Origin of the sequence: Amphritea sp. (assembly GCF_050300915.1) — a bacterium.
Taxonomy (GTDB): domain Bacteria; phylum Pseudomonadota; class Gammaproteobacteria; order Pseudomonadales; family Balneatricaceae; genus Amphritea.
Genome location: NZ_JBNKYN010000070.1, coordinates 1 through 23,886, shown reverse-complemented (window position 1 = coordinate 23,886; position 23,886 = coordinate 1). Strand labels below are relative to the sequence as shown.

Sequence of the window (23,886 nt, the reverse complement as noted above, 5' to 3'; positions counted from 1 at the left end):
GGCAGCGTATTCAGGGTTGATCGCATTCCAGGCAGAGCCGTAGGTCTCTTTCAGGGCTGCTACTGTTTCGATATCTTTATTCAGAGTAGACATGGCGTTTCCTTCTCTCGTTCGTATAGCAGCTATATTTGCTGCTTTGTTATTTGGTATGAAGCTATTCTATGTCTGCGATTCACATAAAGGAAATAAATGGCTATTATATAGAGTATTCATTTAATAAATGATTTGGAAAGTATCAGTTATGGCGGGCTTTGAATGAAACTAGATCAGATCGACCTGAACCTTTTGGTGTATCTTGATGTCTTGCTGCGAGAGCGTAATGTCACCCGTTCAGCCAGCTTGCTGGGTATCACTCAGCCAGCGATGAGTAACGGTCTGCGCCGTTTACGGGATACTCTGGGTGACCCGCTGCTGGTGAGAACCAGTGAGGGCATGGCACCCACAGAGCGTGCTCAGGCACTGCAGCCGTTGCTACGACAGATATTGTCATCAGTGGAGCAGATTATCGAGCCCAGCAGCGCCTTCGATGCCCGCTCCAGTGACCGGGTTTTCCGCATTATGACCAGTGACTACGGTGAATCTACACTGGTGCCCCGGCTGCTGAACCGACTGCGTAAACAGGCGCCTAATATAGTGCTGGATATTATGACTCCCAGTGATATGAGCTTTACTGAGGTCGAGCAGGGGCTGGTCGACCTGGTGATTAACCGTTTTGATACTATGCCGCAAGCGTTTCATCAGAAAACTCTCTGGACCGATAGTTTCTCCTGCCTGTTTGCGGTTGATAACCCCATATCCCATAACTTTTGCCTTGAAACCTATCTTCAGGCCCGGCATGTATGGGTGAGCAAAACCGGAATGGGAGCAGGGATGGGACTGACTCCGAAAGATATTAAGCGTTTGGGCTGGGTGGACGAAGCGTTGGAAAGGGCGGGGCATCAGCGGCAGATCACCGTGTTTACCCGGCATTATCAGTCAGCAGTGTTGATGGCGCAGCAAAAAGGTCTGGTGGCGACTGTACCTACCCGGGCAGCAACTGCTCAGTCTGATAACCCCCGCTTGGTTATAAAAAAACCACCGTTCTCGATTCCTGATTTTGAGTTGAAGATGGCCTGGAGTCCGCTGCTACAGCACAATGTCGCCCATCAATGGCTGCGCAATCTGATTGCGGATGTGGCCCGAACGTAATGGGGATGGTTGCGGCTTTTACGAGCCTTTGATTTCAGCTGCCGATTGACAAATAACTCCCTGTATATAACGATACGTCCATGAAAACGAATCTTAAGCAGCAATCCGTACGAATTATCATCATTCCTTAGGAATGGTGGGCTTGTTGTTGCGCGTTTAAAGTGTCAAACCCACCCCAGAGGTGGGTTTTCTGTTTCTGCCTCATGGGAATAACTCATTTCAGGAGGCAGTGTGAAAAAAGTTGCAGTGTTTGGTAAGCCGGGCAGCGGTAAATCCACGTTAAGCAGAGAACTGGCGTCAGTGACCGGTATACCGCTATACCCACTGGATTCGATGGTGTATCAGAAGAGCGGTGAACGGGTGGAGCCCAAGCTGTTCGATGAGGCGCATGAAAAAGTCCTCTCATCTGATTGCTGGATCATCGATGGCTTTGGTCCGCTGGAATCCTTTAATAAGCGATTGGAATTAGCTGATACGTTTATCTATATCGATCTGCCATACCTGACCAGTTACTGGTTTGTGACAAAACGGTTGTTAAAAGGTTTATTCGTTAAGCCGGAAGGCTGGCCAGCGGGAAGTTCAGTATTTAAGGGGACGTTGGCAAGCTATAAGGTCTTGAAGCTGTGTCCCGCATTCTGGAATGAGAGCTTTATGGCGCGACTGGAAAAGCTATCCGCTGATAAGACTTTGTATGTGATTCGCTCCGTTGACGAACTAAATTGTTTTGTCCATGAGCGAATCAGCTAGATGCGCGTGTGGGGTTTCAGTGGCATTCCCCAGCCTCATTAGCTACGTGGTGAAGCGATCATCGCATCAATGCGCGCAGATTGCATGCATAACTGATGAGCACTCAAACCTACATCAATGAATCGCTGATTGCGCTTTAAAGCCTTCATTAAAACCGGATATCGGCTCTGATCCTTGCGAACTTAGGCTATTCTATAGGTAGGCTTGACGGGGTTGAAGGGGATGCCAGTCATCAGCTCAATGACAAAGCTGGCAGAACAGATTCAGTGGTTCAGCCAGGGGCTATTGGGTGGCTTTGGTGGATTGCATAGCCTGAGGCATCAGTGGGATTAATCATTCAGTCAGGAGTGTTAGTCATGAGCAGTATTGAGTATATACGGATATTTTCGGATGCTGATGGGGGCTCTCATTGCAGAAAAGAGGCCATTGAGCTGAAATCGGTACACTACGCACCACCTGCTGCTTCGCTTAATACAACGGCACTGACTAAGGCGGATAGCTCGGTGTTTCTTGAGCTTCCCGCCGGATGGCATGGTGACTGGCATGCTACGCCTGTGAGGCAGTGGCTGATTCTGATGTCGGGCTGTTGTGAGTTTGAGGTGGGTGACGGAGAGCGGTTTATCTGTAAAGCAGGGGATATCGTGTTGCTTGAGGATACCCGTGGTCGCGGACATCAAACCAGGGTGCTGGGGGAGGAGAGTGTGCTCATTTCGGCAATTCACTTCTGAAGCGAAGCGGACATCGGCATTAAAATAGTACAAAAAGTAAAAGAGACAGCAAACGGTGTTTTTACGGTTATCACCGATCCATGCTGTCTCTTTATTATTCCGGCTTTAGTTTCCGCTCAGGCTAGCGGTTTATTCCGGTTTCCATGCGGCAGCCGCAGCAAAAAATGAAAATGTTTCATTGGTTAGCTGGGTATCATCACCGGGTGGAAAATAGCTTAGCTTGACGATTACGGTGTTGCTGGTCGGGTCGACGAAGATAAACTGTCCCTGTAGGCCAATCGCTGAATAGGCGTCGCTGTCAGCAACGGTCCACCACTGATAGCCATAACCACCAGGGCCACCATCGCGGTCTTCCGGGCCTACCGATTTTGTCGACAGTTTGACCCACTCAGGCGAGACGATCTGTTTACCGTTGATCCGTCCCTCTTGCAGCATCATCTTGCCAATACGGGCGTAATCTCTCATTGTGGCATTGTAGCCTGCGCCATTAAACTCCCGTCCTACACCGGGCTGGCCATCCATAATGAAGAATCCGTCAGACTCTGCGCCCAGTGGTTCCCACAGGTGTTTGGTCATATAAGAGGCGATGGTACCGCCGTCTGAAACCCGTTCGATCAGCAGACCCAGCACGGCGGTATCGATGGTTTTATAAGCAAATACTTCGCCTGGCTGATGGGCGCGTTTGATGGTTTTGGCCGGGTCGACGAAGCGCGCGACGTTTTTCACCAGTGCAAGAATATGGTTGCGGGCCGCGAGGCCAGGGTTTTCGAAGTCATAACGCTCTTCATAGTCGACACCGGAACGCATGCCCAGCACCTGACGAATAGTGACGCCGTTGTACGCCCCCTCTTTGAGTTCAGGCAGGTAGTCGGTAATATCGTCATCCAGCGATTTAATACGACCCTCTTCAAGGGCGCAGCCAACCAGGATAGAGGTGAGTGATTTCGTCATCGACCATCCCATAAAGTGGCTCTGGGCATCGCTGTTGTTGCGGTAGTTCTCATAGACGATGTTGCCGTCTTTCATAATCAGTAACGCATTGGTATAGGTTCTGTCGAGAAACTGATCCGGGGTGTAGCTCTCGCCCTCAAACTGATAGTTGAAGTTAAGCGGCTTATCCGTGCGGGATAGTGGAGTGGGTGTGCCTGAGTGAGCCACCTTGCGGGTAGTGAACAGCCTGTCCATGCTGCGAAAGCTGAGTGTATTGAAGTAGGGCTGAAACATTGCCCAGCGGGTGTTCTGAACGGCAACCGGTACATCGGATACCGGTCCTACTGCGGCAACCAGTGGATCGACAGTCGACCCCGCTGCAGCGGTCTCAGCACCCATCACTGCCGTTAGTAAGCCTGCACAGATTAATGCAGAGGTTGAATAGCTATTTTTACGCATCGCCTGTCACTCCTGTTGGTTATTATATTTTCAGATCTAAAAATGTTTATAACTAAAACAATTTAAATTTAAATCTATTTGGAGCTTACGTTCTGGTGCAACTAAGGGCCATATCACGGAAGGGGTAGGGAGAGTTTTGTGCTTAGTCGGGGAGTTGAATGGGCTATTGAGGAGTGGGTGTGTAGGGTGTTAGGTCAGAGTAAGCGAATGAAAGGGCGCACGCTTTGAGGCGTGCGCCCTTTAATGTTACATAATTAACGGTTTAGTTTAGATCAAACCGATCCGCATTCATCACTTTGTTCCAGGCTGCCACGAAGTCGGTAACAAACTTCTGCTTCGCATCGTTCTGAGCGTATACCTCAGCGATAGCCCGCAGCTGCGTGTTGGAACCGAATACCAGATCAGCCCGGGTTGCGGTCCACTTCAGTTCACCACTGTTGCGATCATATCCCTCGAACAACTCCTCATCTGCTGAGGTTGGTTTCCATGTTGTTGCCATATCCAGCAGGTTAACAAAGAAGTCGTTGCTCAGGGTTTGTGGCCGCTGGGTAAAGACACCGTGCCGGGTGTGGCCAGTATTGATATCCAGCACCCGCAGACCGCCAACCAGTACCGTCATTTCAGGAGCCGTGAGGTTGAGCAACTGACTTCTGTCGATTAGCAGCTCTTCTGCAGAGACGCTGTAGCGGGCTTTCTGGTAGTTTCTGAAGCCGTCCGCGAATGGCTCCAGAGGCGCAAACGAGTCTATATCTGTCTGTTCCTGAGAGGCATCGCTTCGGCCAGGTGTAAACAGAACGGTAACCGGTTGCCCGGCAGCAATAGCAGCCTCTTCAATGGCAGCACAGCCCCCCAGAACGATCAGGTCAGCGATTGAAACCTGTTTATTTGTTGTTTGCGCAGCATTAAATCGGCGCTGAATCCCTTCAAGGGTATCCAGTACCGTGGCCAGTTCGTCGGGCTGATTAACTGCCCAGTCTTTCTGTGGTGCCAGGCGGATTCGTGCTCCGTTAGCGCCACCACGCATATCAGAACCACGGAAGGTTGATGCTGAGGCCCACGCGGTGCTGACCAGTTGCGATATCGACAAATCAGATTTAAGCAGTTCGCCTTTTAGCACCACAATATCGCGGTTATTGATCAGTTCATGCTCCACTACTGGCAGCGGGTCTTGCCAAATGAGCTCTTCAGCCGGAACTTCCGGTCCCAGATAGCGGGACAGGGGACCCATATCCCGATGCGTTAGCTTAAACCATGCGCGGGCGAACGCGTCAGCAAACTCTTCTGGATTTTTATGGAAATGCTCAGATATCCGGCGATATTCAGGGTCTTCCCGCAGTGCCATATCGGCAGTAGACATCATCGGTGCATGCCGTTTGGACGGGTCGTGGGCATCGGGCACGGTGTCAGCGGCTGCGGCATCTTTAGGCGTCCACTGCTGCGCACCGGCCGGGCTTTTGGTGAGTTCCCATTCGTAGCCCAGCAGGGTATCAAAATAGCTGTTATCCCACTGGGTTGGGGTCGCTGTCCAGGCGCCTTCCAAACCGCTGGTGATAGTATCTGCCCCTTTACCTGAGCCCATGCTGTTTTTCCAGCCGAGTCCCTGTTCTGCAATACCGGCAGCTTCCGGTTCCGGGCCGAGATGTTTGGGGTCTCCGGCACCGTGGGTTTTACCGAAAGTATGGCCTCCGGCGGTGAGGGCTACGGTTTCATAGTCGTTCATCGCCATCCGCGCGAACGTCTCGCGGATATCTCTAGCGGAGCCCAGCGGGTCAGGATTGCCATCCGGGCCTTCCGGGTTAACGTAGATCAGTCCCATCTGTACGGCAGCCAGTGGATTTTCAAGATCGCGCTCGCCGCTGTAGCGTTTATTGCCCAGCCATTCCTGTTCGGCACCCCAGTTAACATCCTCCTCGGGTTCCCAGATATCTTCGCGGCCACCGCCGAAGCCAAAGGTTTTTAAACCCATGGATTCAAGGGCGCAGTTGCCTGCGAGAATCATCAGATCGGCCCAGGAAATTTTGTTACCGTACTTCTGCTTAATGGGCCAGAGCAGGCGGCGGGCTTTATCCAGGTTGCCGTTGTCAGGCCAGCTGTTGAGTGGTGCAAAGCGTTGTGAGCCTGAACCGGCACCACCCCGGCCATCACCTATACGGTAGGTGCCGGCGCTGTGCCAGGCCATACGGATAAAGAAGGGTCCATAGTGGCCATAATCGGCGGGCCACCACTCCTGTGAGTCGGTCATCAGATCGTAAAGATCCTGTTTCAGCGCAGACAGATCGAGCTTTGTAAACTCATCAGCATAGGAGAATTCCTCTGCCATTGGGCTGACCTGAGGAGTATTCTGGTGAAGGATTTTGAGGTTGAGCTGATTAGGCCACCAGTCCTGATTGGCTGTGCCCCGGTCGCTAACCTGCGTTTTAGACCCGTGCATGAAAGGGCACTTGCCTGCAGGTGCACTGTTATTTTCGCTCATCATATACTCCTTTATTGGTTAACTGTTGAACTCTCAGGGCAGCTGATATCAGATCGGTAGAGTAAATAATTATCTTCCTATACGTAGTATTTCGATCTGTAGATCAGCGTTCACTGACCCGGGTTTGGTTGCTGGTTTCTGCTTTAGTCCCGTTGTTAAGAGTTATAGCAGTTGCCGCCAAAGAGACTAAATTGCATATTCTCATCGCCCCGATAGGTTGGATTTATATTGGGCTATTAGTGTTGTAAAAAGGGGAGTGGCAGGCTGAAGTGTTAAGCAGTTTATGGCCGTGATGAATTGAGACAGGAGAGATCGCTTTCATATAGACGATCTCTCCTTGAGGGACGTGTTGTTTTTTCTGAACATTAATAAAGCCGTTTTTTATCGGCTTATTGAGTTGATAACTTATTTATTAACAGTATGTTATGTATTTATATTAAAGTATATTATAGTTATTTATGTTTGTTGTGGATGTATCTTATAAGCCTCAATTCGCTGAGAAAACATCATCGGAATATAGAGATATTCGCCTTTTGTGGAGATGTCTGCCGAGTGCTTACCGGTCTCCATGAGCAGTTGCACGGCATCGTTTTTGAACTCAAAAATTTTGCCGTTCAGCCAGTCGCTGATAATCAGTGAGTCGCCAGCAGAGGCGATGCCATCCAGGTTGCCAAACTGCTGGGCTGATTTATAAGGTGTCAGAGTGCCGGTCTCAAGGTTGATCGAAACCAGCCCTCCCAGTGTTTCAGTGGAGAAATCCTCTTTCATCCCTTCACCCCAGGTTGCAACGATCAGCGCGCCATCTTTGACCATCAGGCCATTCGGATGAGGCAACTGCTCACTGCTGATCCATGGCGTCAGGCTGTTGTTACGGTAGCGGTAAATACCACCTCCGGTCAGGTCGCTGATATAGACCGTGCCAGCGTTATCGATGGCGATATCATTCAGCATGCTGCTTGTTTCGGCAGTGATGGATCGGATCAGCTTGCCCTGTTTGTAATCGATAATATGCAGACGCTGCATATCAGCCACATAGAGATAGTCCGCATCCATCGCCATCCCTTTGGGGGCATCCATGCCATTAACCCATACATGCTGAATGATGCTGCCATCATCAGAAAGCAGGCTGATGTAGCCTTTGCCGTTCAGTTCAGTCGGGGTTCCGTTTATATTGGAAACGTATAACAGGGGCTCGTCTGGATGGGCCAGCACTGATTCCGGCTGATCAAAGCCACTCTGGCTCCAGGCGATTTCAGGTGCTGCAATGGCGATCTGCGTTGCGCAGGACAAGATCGTCACAGCAGAGCAGAGTGTTTTTTTGAATACTGAGGTCATAACAAACTCCTTATGTGAGGTGTTGTCGTATTGTGCTATATTTGATCCCTGTTTCTACTGTTTTCAATTAAGGTATCTTTTTGTGATACTTTCTGGGGTGGTTTGGTATAGCTATGAATGATCTCTTTTCCTTCGTTGTACAGAGTGACGCCTGTGTCAGTGGTGATGAACACCAGCAGCGTGAAAACCTGTTTACCCTGCTTAAGCAGGCACTCAAAGCCCGGGGATTCACCTATGCCAGGCTGGCGGCAGAGATGAATATGAGTGAGTTGTCTATCAAGCGCCTGTTTAAAGAGAAAGACTGTAAGATGAGCCGCCTGCTGGAAATATGCTCCATCATCGGCATAAGCATCGATGAGCTGATTCAGATGCAACAGCGTTTCAGTCAGATACCGGAGTTTTTGCCTGAGTCTGTCGAAGCTGCGCTGGCTAAAGATAAAAAGCTGTTTCTGATATTGATATTGCTGGTCTCTCAGGTCGATATTCCAACCGTTGGCAGTCTGATGGAGATGGATCAGGCGAGACTATATCTGCACCTGCGTGAGCTGGAGAAGCTCGGGATTATTGAGCTCAGGTCTGGTAGCGGGTTTCGGTTTCTTGTTTCTCTGCCAATTCGGTGGCGTATGGGAGGCAAGCTGGCCAGTCTGATTAAGGGGATTAATAAGCGTTATATCGCGCACTGTCTGGATCATGAGAAAGACCCTGAATATGCCTTTACAACCGCCAGTCGGCTGATGAGCAAAAGTAGTGTGTTGAAGATACAAAACAATCTGCGCCGTATACGGGAAGAGTTTGATTATCTTAGTAGTCAGGATCAGATGTTTTATAAAGTAGAGGAGCTACAGCTTCATAAGCTGGTGTTTGGTATGGGGCCGTTTCCTCTGGATGTTATCCTGGCAGAGGATTAGTGTCTGCTTTCAGTATGCACAAGGGACAGAACGAACAAACCCGCTTATGCGGGTTTGTTGTTGCAGGCCGTGAGGATTACTTTTTCACCAGGCTGTTCAGCTTAAATCCGGCATCTTCAATCTGTTCCTGCGTCGGGGATACCCCGGCAGTGATCAGCTTGCGACCAGCCATGTGATCGGCCGGGCGGTTAACCGTGTGAATCGCAATCAACCGGTCATCCCGGAAGAAAAACAGTGAGAACTTGTCTTCCTCCTGGCTGCCGCGTTGATAGAAATGGGTGTAGCCGTCATGGATACCCACCATCTGCAGTTTGATATCGTACTGATCGGACCAGAACCAGGGCACTGCATGATACTCAGCTTCCTGACCTGCGATCACCTGGGCGATCACTTTCGCCTGATCCACGGCATTCTGCACCGACTCCAGGCGGATCTCGCTACCGGTAAAGGGGTTGTTGTAACGGGCGGAATCGCCTGCGGCAAAGATATCCGGGTCGTTGGTGCGACACTGGGCATCCACCACCACACCATCGTGACAGAGCAGTTTTGCTTCAACGGCCAGCTCGGTATCGGCGGTGACGCCAATGCCTGCCAACACGAGCTGAGCGGGCAATAGCGTACCATCTTTCAAACGCACCGCTTCAACATTGCCATTACCATCATCGGCGATATGGTCAACTTCCGCCCCAAAACGGATATCAACGCCGTGCTGGTGGTGGATGTCGAGCATATACTGGGACAGTTCCGGGGTGACGGCATTCGCGAGAATGCGCTGACCCCGGACCAGTACAGTGACCTTCTTACCCAGCTTTGCGGCGGTTGCAGCAAACTCCAGGGCGATAAAGCCACCACCGATAATAACGGCGTCTTCCGTCTGGTTGAGGTGGGACTGGATATAACGGATATCATCCAGGCTTTTAATGTATCCCACACCGTTCAGCGACGCGCCGGGCAGGTCGAGCTGTCGCAGCTTTGCTCCGGTGGCCAGCACCAGTTTGTCGTAGCCCAGCGTTTCACCGCTATCCAGCTCAACCTGTTTATCAGCACGATGGATTGCGGTGACCCGGTGACCGAGTTTCAAACCGATGTTGTGGTCATCGTAGTAGCTTTGAGTGCGGAACAGCAGCGCCTCTTCGCCGGTGTCGTTGAGCAGATGGCTTTTCGACAGAGGGGGGCGCTGATAGGGCAGATGGCCTTCACCATCGACCAGGGTAATCTCACCGTCATAGCCTGAGCGGCGCAGTGAATCAGCGCATTGATAGCCAGCATGACCGCCGCCAACAATGACAACGCCACTCATTACTCCTGCTCCTCTGGCATATGGATGACGATGCCATCCAGTGCAGCGGTGGCTTTGATCTGGCAGCTGAGACGACTGTTGGGCTTACGTTCAGAGGCGGTATCGTCGAGCATCTCATCTTCGTTTTCAGACATCTCCGGCAGCTTTGCCAGCCAGGCGTCATCAACGTAGCAGTGACAGGTGGCGCAGGCGCAGGAGCCGCTGCACTCACCTTCAATCCCTTCAACGCCATTCATCACGGCGCCCTGCATGATGGTCATACCTTCGGCCAGTTCCAGCTGAGTAGACTGACCATCGAAACTTACATAATTAACGGTTGGCATAGATACGGTCCTCAAATAGCACCCGCCTCAGTGAGACTGAGGCGGGCTTTTTTTATGATTATATAAAATCTTAAGCTTTAACCTGCAACTCCAGCGGACTGCGGAAGTTAGTCGATGGCATCCAGCGTAGCTCCTGGTCAACCTTCGACAGGTTAGGGAACGCTTTCAACAACTCTTCTACCGCGACTTTACACGCCAGACGGGCGATGGCTGTTCCGAGACAGGCGTGAACCCCGCCACCAAAGCCCAGATGGCCTTTGGGTTTACGGCTGAGGTCATAGACATCCGCATTGGGGAACACCTCCTCATCACGGTTACCTGAGCCGTATGCCAGGATAACAAAATCGCCCGGCTTCATGGTCTGACCATGCAGCGTCGTCTCTTTCATTACACAGCGGCGGAAACGCTGGGCCGAGGTGTTGAAGCGCAGACTCTCTTCAATCGCATCGGGAATCAGGTCTGGATTCGCTACCAGTGCTTCACGGACTTCAGGATGATCAGTAATATTCTTGATCAGCATGGTCATAAAGCCAGACAGGGATTCGATACCCGCCATAATCAGCGTGGTTACTGTCAGCAGAATCTCTTCATCTTTCAGTTTGTCGCCATCAATCTCGGAGAGAATGAACTGGCTTAGCAGATCTTCGCCGGGATTCTTCTTGCGTTCCTGTACCAGATTAGCAGCATACTCGCGCATCCACTCGTAAGCGGCCAGATGCTCAGGACCTTTCTGACGGGTAACCGGATCTGTTTGTACCATCATCACCGCTTTGTCCCGAACGATTTCCAGATCGGCGGGTGGCAGGTCAAACAGATAGACGATCAGATCTACAGTGTACTTTGATGAAAACTCAGCGACGAAATCAAACTGGTCACGGCCTTTCAGAGCCTCCAGGTGCTTCTGGGCAACGGATTGTGCCGGTGCCATCAGATGCGCCAGAGCCCGTTTGGTCACCGCTTTCTGAATCAGCGCACGCAGACGGTCGTGACGGGGTGGATCTGTGGTACCCAGGGTTGATCCTGCGCGGCCTGGCAGTTCGTTCACCAGGTTGCCTTTGGCTGAGGAGAAGGTCTCCCAGTCATTCAGTGCCATCACAATATCTTTGTGACGGGACAGCACCCACATCTCAGCATCTTCGCTCCAGAAACAGGGGTATTCTGCCCGCAGGGTGGCGTAAGCCGGAAACGGATCAGCATCGATCTCAGGTGAATAGGGGTTAAATCTGAACATTCGCACTCCTCACAATCTTTTCGTTGTTGTTATCGGAACGGTAATCAGTGTAGGTGTAATAACCTACTTAGAAAATGGATATTCTGAGCAAAGCATTGTACTTTTATAACAGTTATACTATCTGTAAATGCACTTAGTGATAAAAAGAATGAATAAAATTAACACTGAACTCAGAACACATCCGCTTATCTCAACCTATTCGCTCTATAGCGAAGAGCAATCGCTGGGTGATCCGGAGTTTATCCATATCGAGGATATCCGCACCCGGGCTGAGCTGTTTGACTGGACTATTAATATCCATACTCACCCGAAGATGTTCCAGATTATCTATGTGCGCAAAGGCAGTGCCCGAATCCATATTGATGGGCTGGAGCAGGTGGAGTTCGGTCCCTGTCTGGTGACTATTCCCGCAGGCGTTGTGCATGGGTTTGAGTTTGATCAGGATGCCACTGAAGGGGCGGTAGTGACAGTATCCCAGCTGTTAATGCTGGATGAGCAGTTTCAACGGCGCTTTCCCTTCAAGGAGGAGTTACTGAGCAAGGCTTTGATTATCCCGCTCTCTGAGAGCGATCCTGACCAGCCGTTGATCGATCAGCAGGTCAAGGATCTGCGGCGGGAGTATTTTGATAATCAGCCAGCTAAAGCGCTGATGTTTGAGTGGTTGCTGTTCTCGTTGCTGATCAGAATTGGCCGTAAGTTGCATTCAGCGTACAGCCCGTCGGAGGCGGGCAGTCGCTATGAACAGCGCTATAAAGAGCTGTGTCAGCTGATTGAGATGCACTATCGGGATCATCTGTCTGCGAACCAGTATGCCGAGATGCTCAATACCACACCGATCGGTCTGAATCGTGCCTGTGCAGCGGTCGCGGGTAAAAATGTCAGTGAATTGTTACAGGACCGGCTGGTTCTGGAAGCACAACGGTTTTTAATCTATACCGCAGCACCGGCTTCGTTGATTGCCTATGATCTGGGGTTTAAAGACCCGGCTTATTTTTCAAGGTTCTTTAAAAGGAGGGTCGGGCTGAGCCCGGGGGCTTTCAGAAACCAGCGGGACAGATAGTCCCGCCGGGTTGTGTGGCTGCCTGTCAGAGCAGCAGTTTGGTCAGTCCCATCACCGCCAGATAACCACAGGTATAGGCAACCAGCAGCCAGTGAATAAAGCGCAGATAGGTGATAAAAGAGAGTTCTTCCAGTTTGCTGAGTGCAATTACACCAGCAGCAGAACCAACGATCAGAATTGATCCGCCCACGCCTACAGCATAGGTCAGGCCCAGCCACTCACCTTTCGTCATCGGAATATCTGATTGCAGGATAGCGGCGGTCAGCGGTACGTTATCCACGAATGCTGAGAGAATACCGATAACGTAGTTGGCCACGACAGCGGGCATCAGCGTATAGAGTTGTGGCAGTAGTTCAAGTATGGACAGCTCTTTGAGCATGCCTACCAACAGCAACACACCAAGGAAGAACAGTAGGGTATCAAACTCGATCTCGCGGACATATTCCAGCACATTGGGGTTTTGCTCTTTGCGGAAAATAATCCGGTGGACAATAAACATCAGCGCCAGACCAAACAGGAAGGTCAGTACCGGGGGGACAGCAAACAGGACGCTCATTGCCAGGGTGCTGATAATGGTCAGTAGAAACAGGACTGCGATCAGCTTATCGCCAGCGGCAATGGGGCGCTTAAATTTAGGCAGGGTGATTAGCTCATTGCTGCCCTGCATCAGTATCAGCGCCAGAATCCCGACACCGGTCATCGCTGGAATGATCAGCAGCATCAGGTTGAGAATCGACACTTTACCGTTGAGGAAGATCATCAGTGTGGTCACGTCGCCGGTAATCAGCGATACGCCACCGGAGTTAACCGCAAAGACAATCAGTGCTGCAAACTTCAGCGTATCTTTGGTTTCCAGTTTTAATGAAGCCAGCAGCGAGAGCATGATCAGCGATGCGGTAATGTTATCCGCCAGGGAGGAGAACATCAGGCCCAGCAGGGCGATCAGAATCATCAGGGTGCTGAGTTTCAGCTGACTGGGTAGCAAACGGTAAACCAGCTGGGTAATCAGGCCTTTTTCGTTGAGATAGGCGACAAAGGTCATCGCGGCCATCAGAAACAGCCACAGTATAGCAATATCGAGGAGCTGCTCATTGAGCGCTTCCTGGATTGCCTGAGGTGATTTTTCGGGGAAAATGAAGGCTAAAATCCACACCAGAGTACCGATAAACAGCGTCGACTTTGCTTTATTCAGATGGACGACATCTTCAAAGACGATCAGTACAAAGGCGAGGATAATTAAGCCTAGTAACAAATAGTGCATTATTATACTCAACATCAAAATTTTATAAGGCGGCTATTTTCTACTTTTGTACAACATCATGACAATAGATATAACGCTTTATAGGATAAGAAATTTAGGATTAGTACTTTATGCTTATGTCACTGATTTTCTTTTCATCAATGCGCTGTGATTTTATGCGCTGCTTGCCGGAAGCTTCGCTGTCTGCTGAATAGCAGTGGTGTCGTGCCGGTCAGGCGGCGGAAAAATTTGATGAAATTAGTGGCTTCCGAAAACCCCAGCGAGTGAGCTAGCTCAGCCACTGATACCTCACAGTGGACTAATAAACGTTTAGCTTCCAGTAATATCCTCGCATCAATCACCTGCTTGGCGCTTTGTCCCTTGGCCGCATGACAGGCTCTGTTGATTGTACTTTCTGAATAACCGAGTTTGGTCGCATAAAATTTCAGACTATGTTGCCGGGAAAAGTGCTGTTCCAGAAGCGCGATAAACAGGTGGTAGGTTTTATAGCCCTGTTGGTGGGTAACGATGGGTGCTGACAGGTCCCGCTGCCAGCGTGCCAGGCGCAGAAGCAGCGTCTGTAACTGGTGGCGGCACAGCGCCTGCTCCAGATCACTGTTATCGAAGCGGTGGATATCATCCTTTAACAGCCTAAAGGTATTGCTGAATTCCTTACGCATCGTCGGGTCGAGTGTGCTGCAGGTACGCCACTCAAGCTGCTTATAGAGGGTCGCCTCCCGACTGCTGATCAGTGGCACAGCACCCGGCAGGGCGGTTGGATCGATCAGAATCAGCTCTGCTGTAAACCGTTGATCCGGATGCCACTGCTGCACCTGTCCCGGTCTGACAATGACCAGCGAACCACTGCTGACCTGCCAGTCAGTGAAATCAACGGTATGGATGCCCTGTCCGGAAGTGACCAGCATCAATAGCTCAAAATCGACTCTTTCAGGCCTGGCATAATCCTCTGCTGAAAGCTTACCCCGAATATCATCCAGACTAAGCAGTTCAATGCCTAGCGCATTTAATCTGCGGTTATTGAAATAGATTTTTCTGATCTTATCAGCAGGCCGTTGGTTCGGCATAGAATCTCACTCTATATGAAGCAATGCTCGATTTTGATCATTATATGGCGATCTGTTACCTCGTATCCAGTCACCGAAGCCAGGACAATAGTCAGCAGTTGGTAAACAACCCGAATGAATATTTCAGACTCAAGAGGAGCAAGTGATGAAGACACAGATCATGACAGCGGTTCAGTCGCTGACAACCGCAGGCTTACTCATGGCGTTGGTGGCCGCCACGCCCGTTGCAGCAGATAATAGTGGGGTAGAGACAATGTCACAAAAACAGAAGGTCGTTGAATTACTCAAAAGTATCGAAACCGGAGCATCAGCGCCGGTTGGCTATATCAACGGGGATAACTATATCCAGCATAATCTGGCGGTGGCCGATGGCTTAGCCGCTTTTGCGGCCGTGTTGCAGGCACTGCCAGAGGGGAGCGCCAGGGTTAATACGGTCAGGGTGTTTGAGGATGGAGATTTTGTCTTTGCCCAGACGGACTATAACTTTTTCGGGCCTAAAGTAGGGTTTGATATCTTCCGTTTTGAAAACGGCCTGATTGTCGAACACTGGGACAACCTGGCGCAGAAAGCAGAACCGAACAGCAGTGGCCGGACTCAGCTGGATGGGGATAACACCATTAACAGCGATGTCGATACAGAGGCCAGTAAAGCGCTGGTGGCCGATTTTGTGGAAACCATTCTGATCGAAGGCGATATGACCAAAATCGGACACTTTATCGGCCCGGCTGAAGGCGACTATATTCAGCATAATCCGGCCATTGGTGATGGCCTGAAAAACCTGGGAGCAGCGCTGGGCGAACTGGCCCGTCAGGGCACGCCGTTGCGCTATAGTAAAAACCATAAGATTCTCGGAGAGCATAATTTTGTATTGGCGGTGAGTGAAGGTGAGTTTCTGGGCGAACATGTGTCATTTTATGATCTTTTCCGGGTTGAAAACGGGCTGATTGTTGAGCATTGGGATACCATAGAAACGATTCCGCCAGAGTCAGCGTGGCAAAATAGTAATGGAAAGTTTGGCCTGTAATCAGGTCTGCGCAGCGCCAGCACCAATCAATTTGACCGTAATTGGTGTTACCGCTTGCGTCTGGGGCTTTATCAGAGCTATACCTGTCTCTGTATTTTTGAAATCCGTACAACAAAGGAAAAGCAAAGATGTCTGATAAGCGCCTGTTTTATATTGATGGTCGGTGGACTGCCCCGGCTCAAAGTAATGACTTTGAGGTAATTGACCCATCGACCGAAGAGGTTTGCGCTGTTATCTCTCTGGGTGGTGAAGCCGATGCTGAAGCTGCGGTCGCTGCAGCCAGAGGTGCTTTTGATCAGTGGAGCCAAACGTCAAAAGAGGAACGGTTGGTGCTGCTGGAAAAACTGCAGGAAATCTACCATGAGCGCTCTGAGGAGATGGCGGCGGCAATCTCTGTCGAAATGGGTGCACCGATTGCGTTGGCTCGCACGGCACAGTGTGGCAGTGGTTCCGGGCATATTAAAAACCTGATTCGCGCCCTGAAGGCGTATGAGTTTGACAAACCGCTGGGGCCACATGCGCCGGATAACCGTATCCTGCATGAGGCAATTGGTGTTTGCGCACTGATTACGCCGTGGAACTGGCCAATGAATCAGGTCACCCTGAAAGTGGTTGCAGCGCTGGCTGCGGGCTGCACCATGGTGTTAAAACCCTCTGAAATCGCGCCGCTGTCTTCGATGTTATTTGCTGAGATGATCGATCAGGCGGGCTTTCCTGCCGGGGTGTTTAATCTGGTGAACGGTGATGGGGCCGGTGTTGGTTCCGCCCTGACAGGGCATCCGGAAGTGGACATGGTCTCCTTTACCGGTTCAACCCGTGCGGGTATCGCGATCTCTAAAAATGCGGCCGATACGGTTAAGCGTGTGGCGCTGGAACTGGGTGGTAAGGGTGCCAATATCGTCTTTGCCGATGCTGATGATAAGGCCGTAATGCGTGGCGTCCGTCACTGCTTCAATAACAGTGGCCAGTCCTGTAACGCCCCGACCCGGATGCTGGTGGAACGTTCGATCTACGATCAGGCGGTAGCAACTGCTGCGGAGGTTGCCAGTCAGACTACGGTTGATCGTGCAGCAATTGATGGTCGGCATATCGGTCCGGTGGTGTCTCAGCTACAGTATGACAAGATTCAGGCGCTGATTGAAAAAGGTATTGCTGAGGGCGGGCGCGTAGTTGCCGGTGGTCTGGGTAAGCCCGAGGGGTTGGAGAAAGGCTATTTCGTTAAGCCTACCGTGTTTGCCGATATCAATAATCAGATGAGTATCGCCCGGGAGGAAATTTTTGGTCCGGTGCTGACCATTATTCCCTTTGATACGGAGGAGGAAGCGATCTCTATTGCTAACGATACACCTTATGGTCTGACCGACTATATCCAGACTCAGGATAGCGAGAAGGCTGCGCGGGTCGCCCGGCGCTTACGTGCGGGTATGGTGCAGATAAACGGTACCAGTTTAGGCGCAGGCTCGCCGTTTGGCGGATATAAGCAGTCAGGTAATGGCCGTGAAGGCGGTGTCTGGGGGCTGGAAGACTTCCTGGAGGTCAAAGCGGTATCGGGTTGGAGTGTATAAGAGCCGCAATCTGAGTCGCTTTTGAATAAGGGCGTGGCCTGTCGGTCATGCCCTTTTTTGTTGGCCGCTATTATTTTCTGCATACACCACGTGAGTCCGCAGGTATCAGTTCTCTGTCTTATTTTTATCGTTTTGCTAAGTACTTTTGAACCGCCCCCACAAATTTTGGGTGATGTATCACCCAGCCGCCGATATAGCCGATAAAGCTGCCCAAGATGATATCGAATAATCGCGAAAGGATCAGACTGTCGGTCGATGTGTTAGCAATAGAAACATCAGAAAATATAACCGTCAGAGGGGTAATAAAGATCACCGCTAAGCCGTAGTTACGGGTTATCAGTACTTCGATGAAAAAACTCAGTGCAAAAATCAGCAGTGCTAATGTCCAGATGGAGGGAGACAGCGAAAAGATTGCCCAGGCGATCCCCATCCCAATGGTTGTGCCGATGATTCTGTGAACATTACGGTGCCAGATGGCTCGGAATGTTGCCCCCTGCATAATCGCTGCCGTTGATATGGGTACCCAGTAGGGGTTATCGAGGTTAACCAGCAGCGCGAACAGATATCCGCCCCCCACAAACAGGCTGATAACCGCAGACTCAATGCTGATAGCGAGGATGTGATGATCCGGCTCTTCCGTTGGCCGGTGAGTATACTCTTTGGAAAAATAGATCTGGTAAACGCTATAGGAAAACGCCAGTAAGCAGGCACTCATTGAGCCAAACATCAGAATTCCGGTTCGCTCAGCGGCCAGAGACAGGTCGAAGGGGATGGTTCTGGCCAGACATGCAACGACCACAAAAAACAGCGTACCGGGCGGGGGAACCGCGTAAAAGCGACAGATGAGCGTTGCCAGAAAGACATTCAGCGTCAGGGTTGCCGCTGACACGAAAGGGTCAAAACTGGTTAATACGCCGACGGCAAAGCTCAGTGCGAAGCCAAAGGCACAGGTTGCCAGGGTCATCATTCTGCGGGAGATGTTTGTCTGTCGCATGTAGAGAATGGTCAGCCCGCCCATGCAGGCCAGCATCGCGGTTGAAAACTCATCCAGCCAGGCACCCACCAATGCTGGTAGCGCTACAGAGAATGCCGAAATTACCAGAAACCCCATAGGGCGTTTGTGATCGTTAAGTACGAATAACGGTTTAATGCTATCCCAGAACCTTAGCTTTAGCGGTCTTGCAGAATCGTTGTTACTCAATGGTTATCCTTAGATTAAACAGGGTCGAGATCGGGCAGTGTGTGGAGGGAAGGCGGTACGCGATGCCTGTGTCTCGTATTCACTATCTGAGAATTTTGAAAATCTAAGTGTACTGGATAGTGTGTGCGGTAAACAATATTGCAGATAAGCTGTTTTTATACCTAAGACGTTAACAAGCGTAATAACCGGCTTGGCAGGCTTAATCTGGGGTTATGGGTGCTATTCATTGCTTCGGTTTTTTGATTTGAAATGTTATACAGGTCTTTCTACTCCTAAGGAAAGACAAAAAAGGAAAATAAAACCGTGTCGGAACTACTACAACAAATTGATATTAACCAATACTTTCCAGCTGCGCTGGATTGGGCAAGTAATATTCTGTTGGCTATTGTGATTTTGCTGCTGGGCCTATGGTTTGCCGGTCGTGTGAATAAAGTGATTGTCGCTGCCAGTAAAAAGAATAAACACCTTGATGATACGCTGTTCCGTTTTCTCGGCAGTGTCGCCCGCTATATAATTATCGCGTTTGTGATGATCGCAGTACTGAACCGATTTGGTGTACAGACCGCTTCGATTGTTGCGTTGCTGGGTGCTGCAGGTCTGGCGGTAGGTCTGGCGCTGCAAGGGGCGATGTCAAACCTGGCTGCTGGCGTAATGCTGCTAATTTTCCGTCCCTATAAGGTGAATGATTTTATTGAGGCGGCAGGGCGCTTTGGTAAGGTGACTGAGATCGATATGTTTACCACTATTTTGCAGACATTCGATAACCAGCAGATCATCGTGCCTAACTCGCAGATCTGGGGCGATCAGATTATCAACCACTCTCACTACGATGTGCGCGGTGTCGATATGCACTTTGGGGTGGCTTACGCTGAAAGTACCGATGCCGCCCGGGCAGTGATTGAAGCGGTGCTGGCAAACCATCCCCACGTATTGAAAACACCGGCTCCGTTCGTTGAAGTGGAAACCCTGAATAACAGTTCAGTCGACTTTCTGGTGCGGCCTTTCTGTAAAGGCGAGCACTACTTTGATCTGCTTTACTCTGTGCCTGAACAGATCAAAAAGGCGCTGGATGAAAACAATATCGAGATTCCGTTCCCACACCGTAAAGTGATTCTGGTGAATGAGACGACTAAAGATCTTGTGTTATAAGTAACTTAAAGTATCTTTTCTAAGTTATTGATAATTTATTTTAATTTTATCAAAAAGCCCTGGTTTATTCAGGGCTTTTTTTGTTGTTTGAATTGTCCGCTCAGGTGGTTTTAACCCCGTTTCCAGCGGTGAAATTTCTCCAGCCAGCCGAGAATTTTTTGTGGCGCGTGCTTCTTTTTCCACTCCCCGGCAACAAAACGATTCGCTTCGTTAAGGGTTGGGTATGCGTGCAGAGTACCGAGAATTTTGTTCAGCCCCAGTTTGTGTCTCATCGCCAGAGCAAACTCTGGTAGCATCTCCGCAGCATGTTCACCCACCAGTGTGACTCCGATGATCTTATCGCTACCGGGTTTTAACAGTACTTTGACAAAGCCATAGGCTGCTTCGTCGGTGATTGCCCGGTCCAGTTCATCCAGATTGTAGCGTACCGCTTCATAGGCGACCCCCTTATCTATCGCCTGTTTCTCATTCAGGCCGATGCGGGCCACTTCAGGGCTGGTGTAGGTGGTAAAGGGGATGAGCGAGTAATCCACTTTGAATTTTTTAAACTGGCCAAACAGGGCGTTTACCGAGGCATACCAGGCCTGATGTGCGGCGGCATGGGTAAACTGATATGGGCCGATCACGTCACCGCAGGCAAGGATGTTGGGAATGCGGGTACGCAGGTAGTCATCCACCTGAATGGTGCCGCCGGATTTTGCGGTAATGCCCAGCTCTTCCAGGCCAAAGCCGGTAACGTTGGCAGTGCGACCAGTGGCGACCAGTAGTTTGTCAAAACCGATACGTTTTTCCTGATTATTGTGGCGACAGACCAGTTCAAACCCGGCTGGGGTTATCTGAAACCTGAGCGGCGTATGGCCGGAGCAGATACGGATGCCATCCTGTTTTAGCCGTGTTTCAACTACCGCAGCGGCATCCTGATCTTCACGGGTGAGTACCTGATTACCCCTGAAGAGAATTGAAACATCGCTGCCGAGTCGGGCAAAGCACTGTCCCAGTTCGCAACCGATAGCGCCTGCGCCAAGTACCAGTAAGCGTTCAGGACGCTGACGCAATCCCCATATAGTGTCTGATGTCAGCGGCTCAACCAGTTCTATACCGGGTATATCCGGGAGGGTTGGGCGGGCGCCGGTGGCAATAACGATGTTGCGGGTGGTGATGATCTTGCCATTTACTTCCACTTCCCATGGGCTGCGAATATGCGCATCACCGGTAATGCAGTCTACGCCGAGTAATTCGTAACGTGCGATTGAGTCGTGCGGCTCGATGGTTTTGATCACCCGCTGAACCCGCTCCATAACCTCGGCAAACTCATATTCAACTTCAGCTTTGCGGATGCCAAGCCCTTCGGCGTCACGGATATCAGCAAGGAAGTGGGTGGTACGGATCAGTGCTTTCGAGGGAACGCAGCCGGTATTAAGACAGTCACCGCCCATTTTGTGGCGCTCGATCAGGGTGACTTTTGCTTTGGTTGCAGCAGCAATGTAGGAGGTTACCAGTCCGCCGGCACCGGCACCGATGACCACCATGTTGGTGGAAAACGTTTTTGGTTTGTTAAAGCCTTTATAGACTCTGCGCTGCTTAACCGCATCAACAATGGACTTGGCGATCCAGGGGAAGAGTCCCAGCAGACAGAACGAGAGTATCAGGCCAGGAGAGAGGATATCACCCGGTTTTTCGATGGCTGCCAGCTGAGTGCCAGCATTGACGAAAACGGCGGTGCCCGGCAGCATCCCCAGCTGACTGACCCAATAGAAGGTGCCCGCTTTCATGCGGGTCATCCCCATAACCGCATTGATAACAAAAAACGGGAAAAGAGGTACCAGTCTCAGGGTGAACAGGTAAGATATACCATCTTTCTCAATGCCCCGGTTGATGGGGTCGATGTATCTGGAAAACTTGGTGGTTAATGGCTCCCGTAGCAGATAGCGGGAGATCAGGAACGCCAGGGTTGCGCCAATGGCACTGGCAAATGAGACCAACAACAGACCGGTTAACAACCCGAACACCGCGCCGCCTATCAGCGTCATCACGGCCGCGCCGGGCAGGGAGAGGGCGGTTACCACGATATAGATCAGCAAAAATGCTGCGACCGCTGTAAGACTGTTATCGGTAACCCAGCGCTGCAAGTCCAGCTGTTGCGATTTTACATACTCAAGATTCAGGTAGCTGCCCAGGTCTAACAGGAAAAAGGCACTGATCAGGGCTGCAATAATAACGACCAGAATGATTTTCTTAGTATTCATAAACAGATTTGCTCAGCAGAGGTTGGCGGTGTATTGGTTGTATTAAGGCCGTATCTTTCATGACCGAAGATAGTGTCATACAAAGCTGAAAATAGCCTGAAATAGTGATCCTATTAAGCGTGATAGGTTCAGCCCTGGGGGTGTTATTGTCTGCTGTCAGAGAGCTGTTTTGCAAATGCCAATAAAAAAGGCCTTTCATGGGCTCCAGAGGGAGGATGAAAGGCCTTCTATGCACCGAGTTTAGTTTCAACGATGGTTGTTGGCGGCTTCCAGGGTGTTTTCCATCAGTGTGGCGACTGTCATGGGGCCGACTCCGCCGGGTACCGGCGTGATCCAGCTGGCGCGCTGTGAGGCCACGTCATAGTCAACATCGCCAACCAAACGGCCATCATCAAGGCGGTTGATGCCCACATCAATCACGATAGCACCGGGTTTTATCCACTCTCCTTTAACCAGTCCGGGCTTACCGACACCGACAACAACGATATCTGCACGCTGAACGTGACCGGCAAGGTCCTGAGTAAAACGATGCGTTGTTGTGGTTGTGCAACCTGCCAGCAGCAGCTCAAGTGTCATTGGCCGGCCGACGATATTGGAGGCACCAACGATGACTGCATCTTTTCCGCGAATTGTTTCGCCAGTTGACTGTAACAGTGTCATCACGCCTTTAGGGGTGCAGGGACGCAATGCGGGTAGTCGTTGTGCAAGACGGCCCAGATTGAATGGGTGGAAACCATCGACATCTTTTTCCGGACGGATGCGCTCAAGTATTTCATTGGCTTCCAGGTGCGCAGGCAGTGGTAGTTGTACCAGAATGCCGTCAATGTTGGTATCGCCGTTCAGCTCGTCGACCAGATCCAGCAGCTGTTGCTGGGTGGTTTCAGCCGCAAGGTCGTAAGAGACCGATTCGATACCTACCTCTTTACAGGCGTTTTTCTTATTTCTGACGTAGACCTGAGAGGCTGGGTCGAAGCCAACAAGAACAACGGCCAGGCAGGGGGCAGGTTTTCCCGCGTCAATACGGGCTTTAACCCCAACTGCAACCTGTTCGCGAACATTTTGGGCAATCTGTTTGCCGTCAATTATCTGAGCGCTCATCTTACGAATGTTTTCCCCAGTCATTAATTTTGATGGCGCGGATTGTCTCATGGTTGCCTTTATCCTCCAAGGGGAATTAGTGTCTGGCTTGTTTCTATGGGGCAGAGGGCAGTCTTACTTAGAAGCGGCTGTGCTGCTGAGGCTTTTGGGTTAGCGTCTTCGGTATTGCTTTCAGTACTTTATATTCAACCCTGTTATAGGGCGTTCATAGGCGAGCTCTTATCAGCGCTTCTGGTGATGATTTCTACAAGCGCCGTCACCGGTGTATTTCCCGATATATCATCAACTTATCCTGGTGGGCTGTAACAGTAGGCTGTGGGATAGCTAAGTACCTTATTTTATTAAAATTTTAAAAAAGGGTGTTGACGGGATATAAAGCGATATATATTATGCGCACCACCTTGAAGGAGGGCGGCGATGCGCTTTATTGCAGATCGCTCTTCAAACAGGTCGGGCAGTGTCAGGCGCCCGTAGCTCAATGGATAGAGCACTCGCCTTCTAAGCGAGCGGTTGCAGGTTCGACCCCTGCCGGGCGCGCCAGTAAGGTCTGACAGAAATGTGTGTTGCAATGGTGGGCGTAGCTCAGTTGGTAGAGC

At 50.7% G+C, this 23,886-nt stretch carries 19 protein-coding genes and 1 tRNA gene; 9 read left to right on the top strand and 11 right to left on the bottom strand.

Going from position 1 to position 23,886, the window contains the following annotated elements:
* Positions 1-255 precede the first annotated feature (255 nt).
* The 3 genes from ACQY8X_RS16165 (at position 256) to ACQY8X_RS16155 (ending at position 2,663) form a co-directional block, all read left to right on the top strand.
* Complete coding sequence (locus ACQY8X_RS16165) at positions 256-1,188, top strand: LysR family transcriptional regulator (RefSeq protein ID WP_428036175.1); 933 nt, start codon at positions 256-258, stop codon at positions 1,186-1,188.
* Positions 1,189-1,419: 231 nt separating this feature from the next.
* Positions 1,420-1,935: an adenylate kinase gene (locus ACQY8X_RS16160; protein ID WP_428036174.1), complete on the top strand. Its 516-nt coding sequence runs from the start codon at positions 1,420-1,422 to the stop codon at positions 1,933-1,935.
* Positions 1,936-2,291: 356 nt separating this feature from the next.
* Positions 2,292-2,663 carry a hypothetical protein gene (locus ACQY8X_RS16155; protein ID WP_428036173.1) on the top strand — a complete coding sequence of 124 codons (372 nt, stop codon included), beginning with the start codon at positions 2,292-2,294 and terminating at the stop codon, positions 2,661-2,663.
* 129 nt (positions 2,664-2,792) lie between these two features.
* Here ACQY8X_RS16155 and ACQY8X_RS16150 read toward each other — a convergent pair whose 3' ends face one another.
* The 3 genes from ACQY8X_RS16150 to ACQY8X_RS16140 all read right to left on the bottom strand — a co-directional run bounded on the left by ACQY8X_RS16150 (position 2,793) and on the right by ACQY8X_RS16140 (position 7,860).
* Entirely contained in the window at positions 2,793-4,052 is a 1,260-nt protein-coding gene (locus ACQY8X_RS16150) for a serine hydrolase domain-containing protein (protein WP_428036172.1), read from the bottom strand.
* A gap of 262 nt (positions 4,053-4,314) precedes the next feature.
* On the bottom strand, positions 4,315-6,525 hold the full coding sequence (gene katG / locus ACQY8X_RS16145) for a catalase/peroxidase HPI (RefSeq protein WP_428036171.1): 2,211 nt from the start codon (positions 6,523-6,525) through the stop codon (positions 4,315-4,317).
* A gap of 456 nt (positions 6,526-6,981) precedes the next feature.
* Complete coding sequence (locus tag ACQY8X_RS16140) at positions 6,982-7,860, bottom strand: SMP-30/gluconolactonase/LRE family protein (protein ID WP_428036170.1); 879 nt, start codon at positions 7,858-7,860, stop codon at positions 6,982-6,984.
* A gap of 113 nt (positions 7,861-7,973) precedes the next feature.
* Between ACQY8X_RS16140 and ACQY8X_RS16135 the strand changes: the two genes are divergently transcribed.
* Positions 7,974-8,768, top strand: a complete 795-nt coding sequence (locus ACQY8X_RS16135) for a helix-turn-helix domain-containing protein (RefSeq protein WP_428036169.1) — start codon at positions 7,974-7,976, stop codon at positions 8,766-8,768.
* 76 nt (positions 8,769-8,844) lie between these two features.
* Here ACQY8X_RS16135 and ACQY8X_RS16130 read toward each other — a convergent pair whose 3' ends face one another.
* The 3 genes from ACQY8X_RS16130 to ACQY8X_RS16120 form a co-directional block, all read right to left on the bottom strand.
* Complete coding sequence (locus ACQY8X_RS16130; protein ID WP_428036168.1) at positions 8,845-10,068, bottom strand: NAD(P)/FAD-dependent oxidoreductase; 1,224 nt, start codon at positions 10,066-10,068, stop codon at positions 8,845-8,847.
* Positions 10,068-10,391, bottom strand: a complete 324-nt coding sequence (locus ACQY8X_RS16125) for a 2Fe-2S iron-sulfur cluster-binding protein (RefSeq protein WP_428036167.1) — start codon at positions 10,389-10,391, stop codon at positions 10,068-10,070. The genes ACQY8X_RS16130 and ACQY8X_RS16125 overlap by 1 nt, the downstream gene beginning before the upstream one ends.
* 70 nt (positions 10,392-10,461) lie before the next feature.
* Positions 10,462-11,622, bottom strand: a complete 1,161-nt coding sequence (locus tag ACQY8X_RS16120; RefSeq protein ID WP_091358663.1) for a cytochrome P450 — start codon at positions 11,620-11,622, stop codon at positions 10,462-10,464.
* Between the two features lie 148 nt (positions 11,623-11,770).
* Here ACQY8X_RS16120 and ACQY8X_RS16115 point away from each other — a divergent pair, with 148 nt between their 5' ends.
* The gene (locus ACQY8X_RS16115; protein ID WP_428036166.1) at positions 11,771-12,682 is read left to right on the top strand and encodes a helix-turn-helix domain-containing protein; all 912 of its coding nucleotides are present in this window, start codon (positions 11,771-11,773) and stop codon (positions 12,680-12,682) included.
* 25 nt (positions 12,683-12,707) lie between these two features.
* Here the strand turns inward: ACQY8X_RS16115 and nhaD are convergent, their stop codons facing one another.
* Both nhaD and ACQY8X_RS16105 read right to left on the bottom strand, forming a co-directional pair.
* Complete coding sequence (gene nhaD / locus ACQY8X_RS16110; protein ID WP_428036165.1) at positions 12,708-13,943, bottom strand: sodium:proton antiporter NhaD; 1,236 nt, start codon at positions 13,941-13,943, stop codon at positions 12,708-12,710.
* A 137-nt stretch (positions 13,944-14,080) separates the two neighbouring features.
* On the bottom strand, positions 14,081-15,007 hold the full coding sequence (locus ACQY8X_RS16105) for an AraC family transcriptional regulator (RefSeq protein WP_428036164.1): 927 nt from the start codon (positions 15,005-15,007) through the stop codon (positions 14,081-14,083).
* A 145-nt stretch (positions 15,008-15,152) separates the two neighbouring features.
* On the opposite strand from ACQY8X_RS16105, the gene ACQY8X_RS16100 reads away from it, so the two are divergent.
* Both ACQY8X_RS16100 and ACQY8X_RS16095 read left to right on the top strand, forming a co-directional pair.
* A complete protein-coding gene (locus ACQY8X_RS16100) occupies positions 15,153-16,031 on the top strand; it encodes a nuclear transport factor 2 family protein (RefSeq protein WP_428036163.1) in 879 nt (292 codons plus the stop codon).
* Positions 16,032-16,159: 128 nt separating this feature from the next.
* Entirely contained in the window at positions 16,160-17,596 is a 1,437-nt protein-coding gene (locus ACQY8X_RS16095) for an aldehyde dehydrogenase family protein (RefSeq protein ID WP_428036162.1), read from the top strand.
* A 124-nt stretch (positions 17,597-17,720) separates the two neighbouring features.
* Here the strand turns inward: ACQY8X_RS16095 and ACQY8X_RS16090 are convergent, their stop codons facing one another.
* Positions 17,721-18,797, bottom strand: coding sequence for an FUSC family protein (locus ACQY8X_RS16090; protein WP_428036161.1), 1,077 nt, complete (start codon positions 18,795-18,797; stop codon positions 17,721-17,723).
* A gap of 303 nt (positions 18,798-19,100) precedes the next feature.
* Here ACQY8X_RS16090 and ACQY8X_RS16085 point away from each other — a divergent pair, with 303 nt between their 5' ends.
* Positions 19,101-19,946, top strand: a complete 846-nt coding sequence (locus ACQY8X_RS16085) for a mechanosensitive ion channel family protein (RefSeq protein ID WP_428036160.1) — start codon at positions 19,101-19,103, stop codon at positions 19,944-19,946.
* Positions 19,947-20,056: 110 nt separating this feature from the next.
* On the opposite strand, the gene ACQY8X_RS16080 is transcribed toward ACQY8X_RS16085, so the two are convergent.
* Positions 20,057-22,192, bottom strand: coding sequence for an FAD-dependent oxidoreductase (locus tag ACQY8X_RS16080; RefSeq protein WP_428036159.1), 2,136 nt, complete (start codon positions 22,190-22,192; stop codon positions 20,057-20,059).
* A 246-nt stretch (positions 22,193-22,438) separates the two neighbouring features.
* The gene (gene folD / locus ACQY8X_RS16075; RefSeq protein ID WP_428036158.1) at positions 22,439-23,290 is read right to left on the bottom strand and encodes a bifunctional methylenetetrahydrofolate dehydrogenase/methenyltetrahydrofolate cyclohydrolase FolD; all 852 of its coding nucleotides are present in this window, start codon (positions 23,288-23,290) and stop codon (positions 22,439-22,441) included.
* 464 nt (positions 23,291-23,754) lie between these two features.
* Between folD and ACQY8X_RS16070 the strand changes: the two genes are divergently transcribed.
* Positions 23,755-23,830: transfer RNA gene (locus tag ACQY8X_RS16070), tRNA-Arg, on the top strand.
* The last annotated feature ends 56 nt before the right edge of the window (positions 23,831-23,886 follow it).

Bases quoted from the DNA above. Each gene is read 5' to 3' on its own strand.
- ACQY8X_RS16165 (WP_428036175.1), top strand. From the start codon at position 256: ATGAAACTAGATCAGATCGACCTGAACCTTTTGGTGTATCTTGATGTC.
- ACQY8X_RS16155 (WP_428036173.1), top strand. From the start codon at position 2,292: ATGAGCAGTATTGAGTATATACGGATATTTTCGGATGCTGATGGGGGC.
- ACQY8X_RS16150 (WP_428036172.1), bottom strand. From the start codon at position 4,052: ATGCGTAAAAATAGCTATTCAACCTCTGCATTAATCTGTGCAGGCTTA.
- katG (WP_428036171.1), bottom strand. From the start codon at position 6,525: ATGAGCGAAAATAACAGTGCACCTGCAGGCAAGTGCCCTTTCATGCAC.
- ACQY8X_RS16140 (WP_428036170.1), bottom strand. From the start codon at position 7,860: ATGACCTCAGTATTCAAAAAAACACTCTGCTCTGCTGTGACGATCTTG.
- ACQY8X_RS16135 (WP_428036169.1), top strand. From the start codon at position 7,974: ATGAATGATCTCTTTTCCTTCGTTGTACAGAGTGACGCCTGTGTCAGT.
- ACQY8X_RS16130 (WP_428036168.1), bottom strand. From the start codon at position 10,068: ATGAGTGGCGTTGTCATTGTTGGCGGCGGTCATGCTGGCTATCAATGC.
- ACQY8X_RS16125 (WP_428036167.1), bottom strand. From the start codon at position 10,391: ATGCCAACCGTTAATTATGTAAGTTTCGATGGTCAGTCTACTCAGCTG.
- ACQY8X_RS16120 (WP_091358663.1), bottom strand. From the start codon at position 11,622: ATGTTCAGATTTAACCCCTATTCACCTGAGATCGATGCTGATCCGTTT.
- ACQY8X_RS16115 (WP_428036166.1), top strand. From the start codon at position 11,771: ATGAATAAAATTAACACTGAACTCAGAACACATCCGCTTATCTCAACC.
- nhaD (WP_428036165.1), bottom strand. From the start codon at position 13,943: ATGCACTATTTGTTACTAGGCTTAATTATCCTCGCCTTTGTACTGATC.
- ACQY8X_RS16105 (WP_428036164.1), bottom strand. From the start codon at position 15,007: ATGCCGAACCAACGGCCTGCTGATAAGATCAGAAAAATCTATTTCAAT.
- ACQY8X_RS16100 (WP_428036163.1), top strand. From the start codon at position 15,153: ATGAAGACACAGATCATGACAGCGGTTCAGTCGCTGACAACCGCAGGC.
- ACQY8X_RS16095 (WP_428036162.1), top strand. From the start codon at position 16,160: ATGTCTGATAAGCGCCTGTTTTATATTGATGGTCGGTGGACTGCCCCG.
- ACQY8X_RS16080 (WP_428036159.1), bottom strand. From the start codon at position 22,192: ATGAATACTAAGAAAATCATTCTGGTCGTTATTATTGCAGCCCTGATC.
- folD (WP_428036158.1), bottom strand. From the start codon at position 23,290: ATGAGCGCTCAGATAATTGACGGCAAACAGATTGCCCAAAATGTTCGC.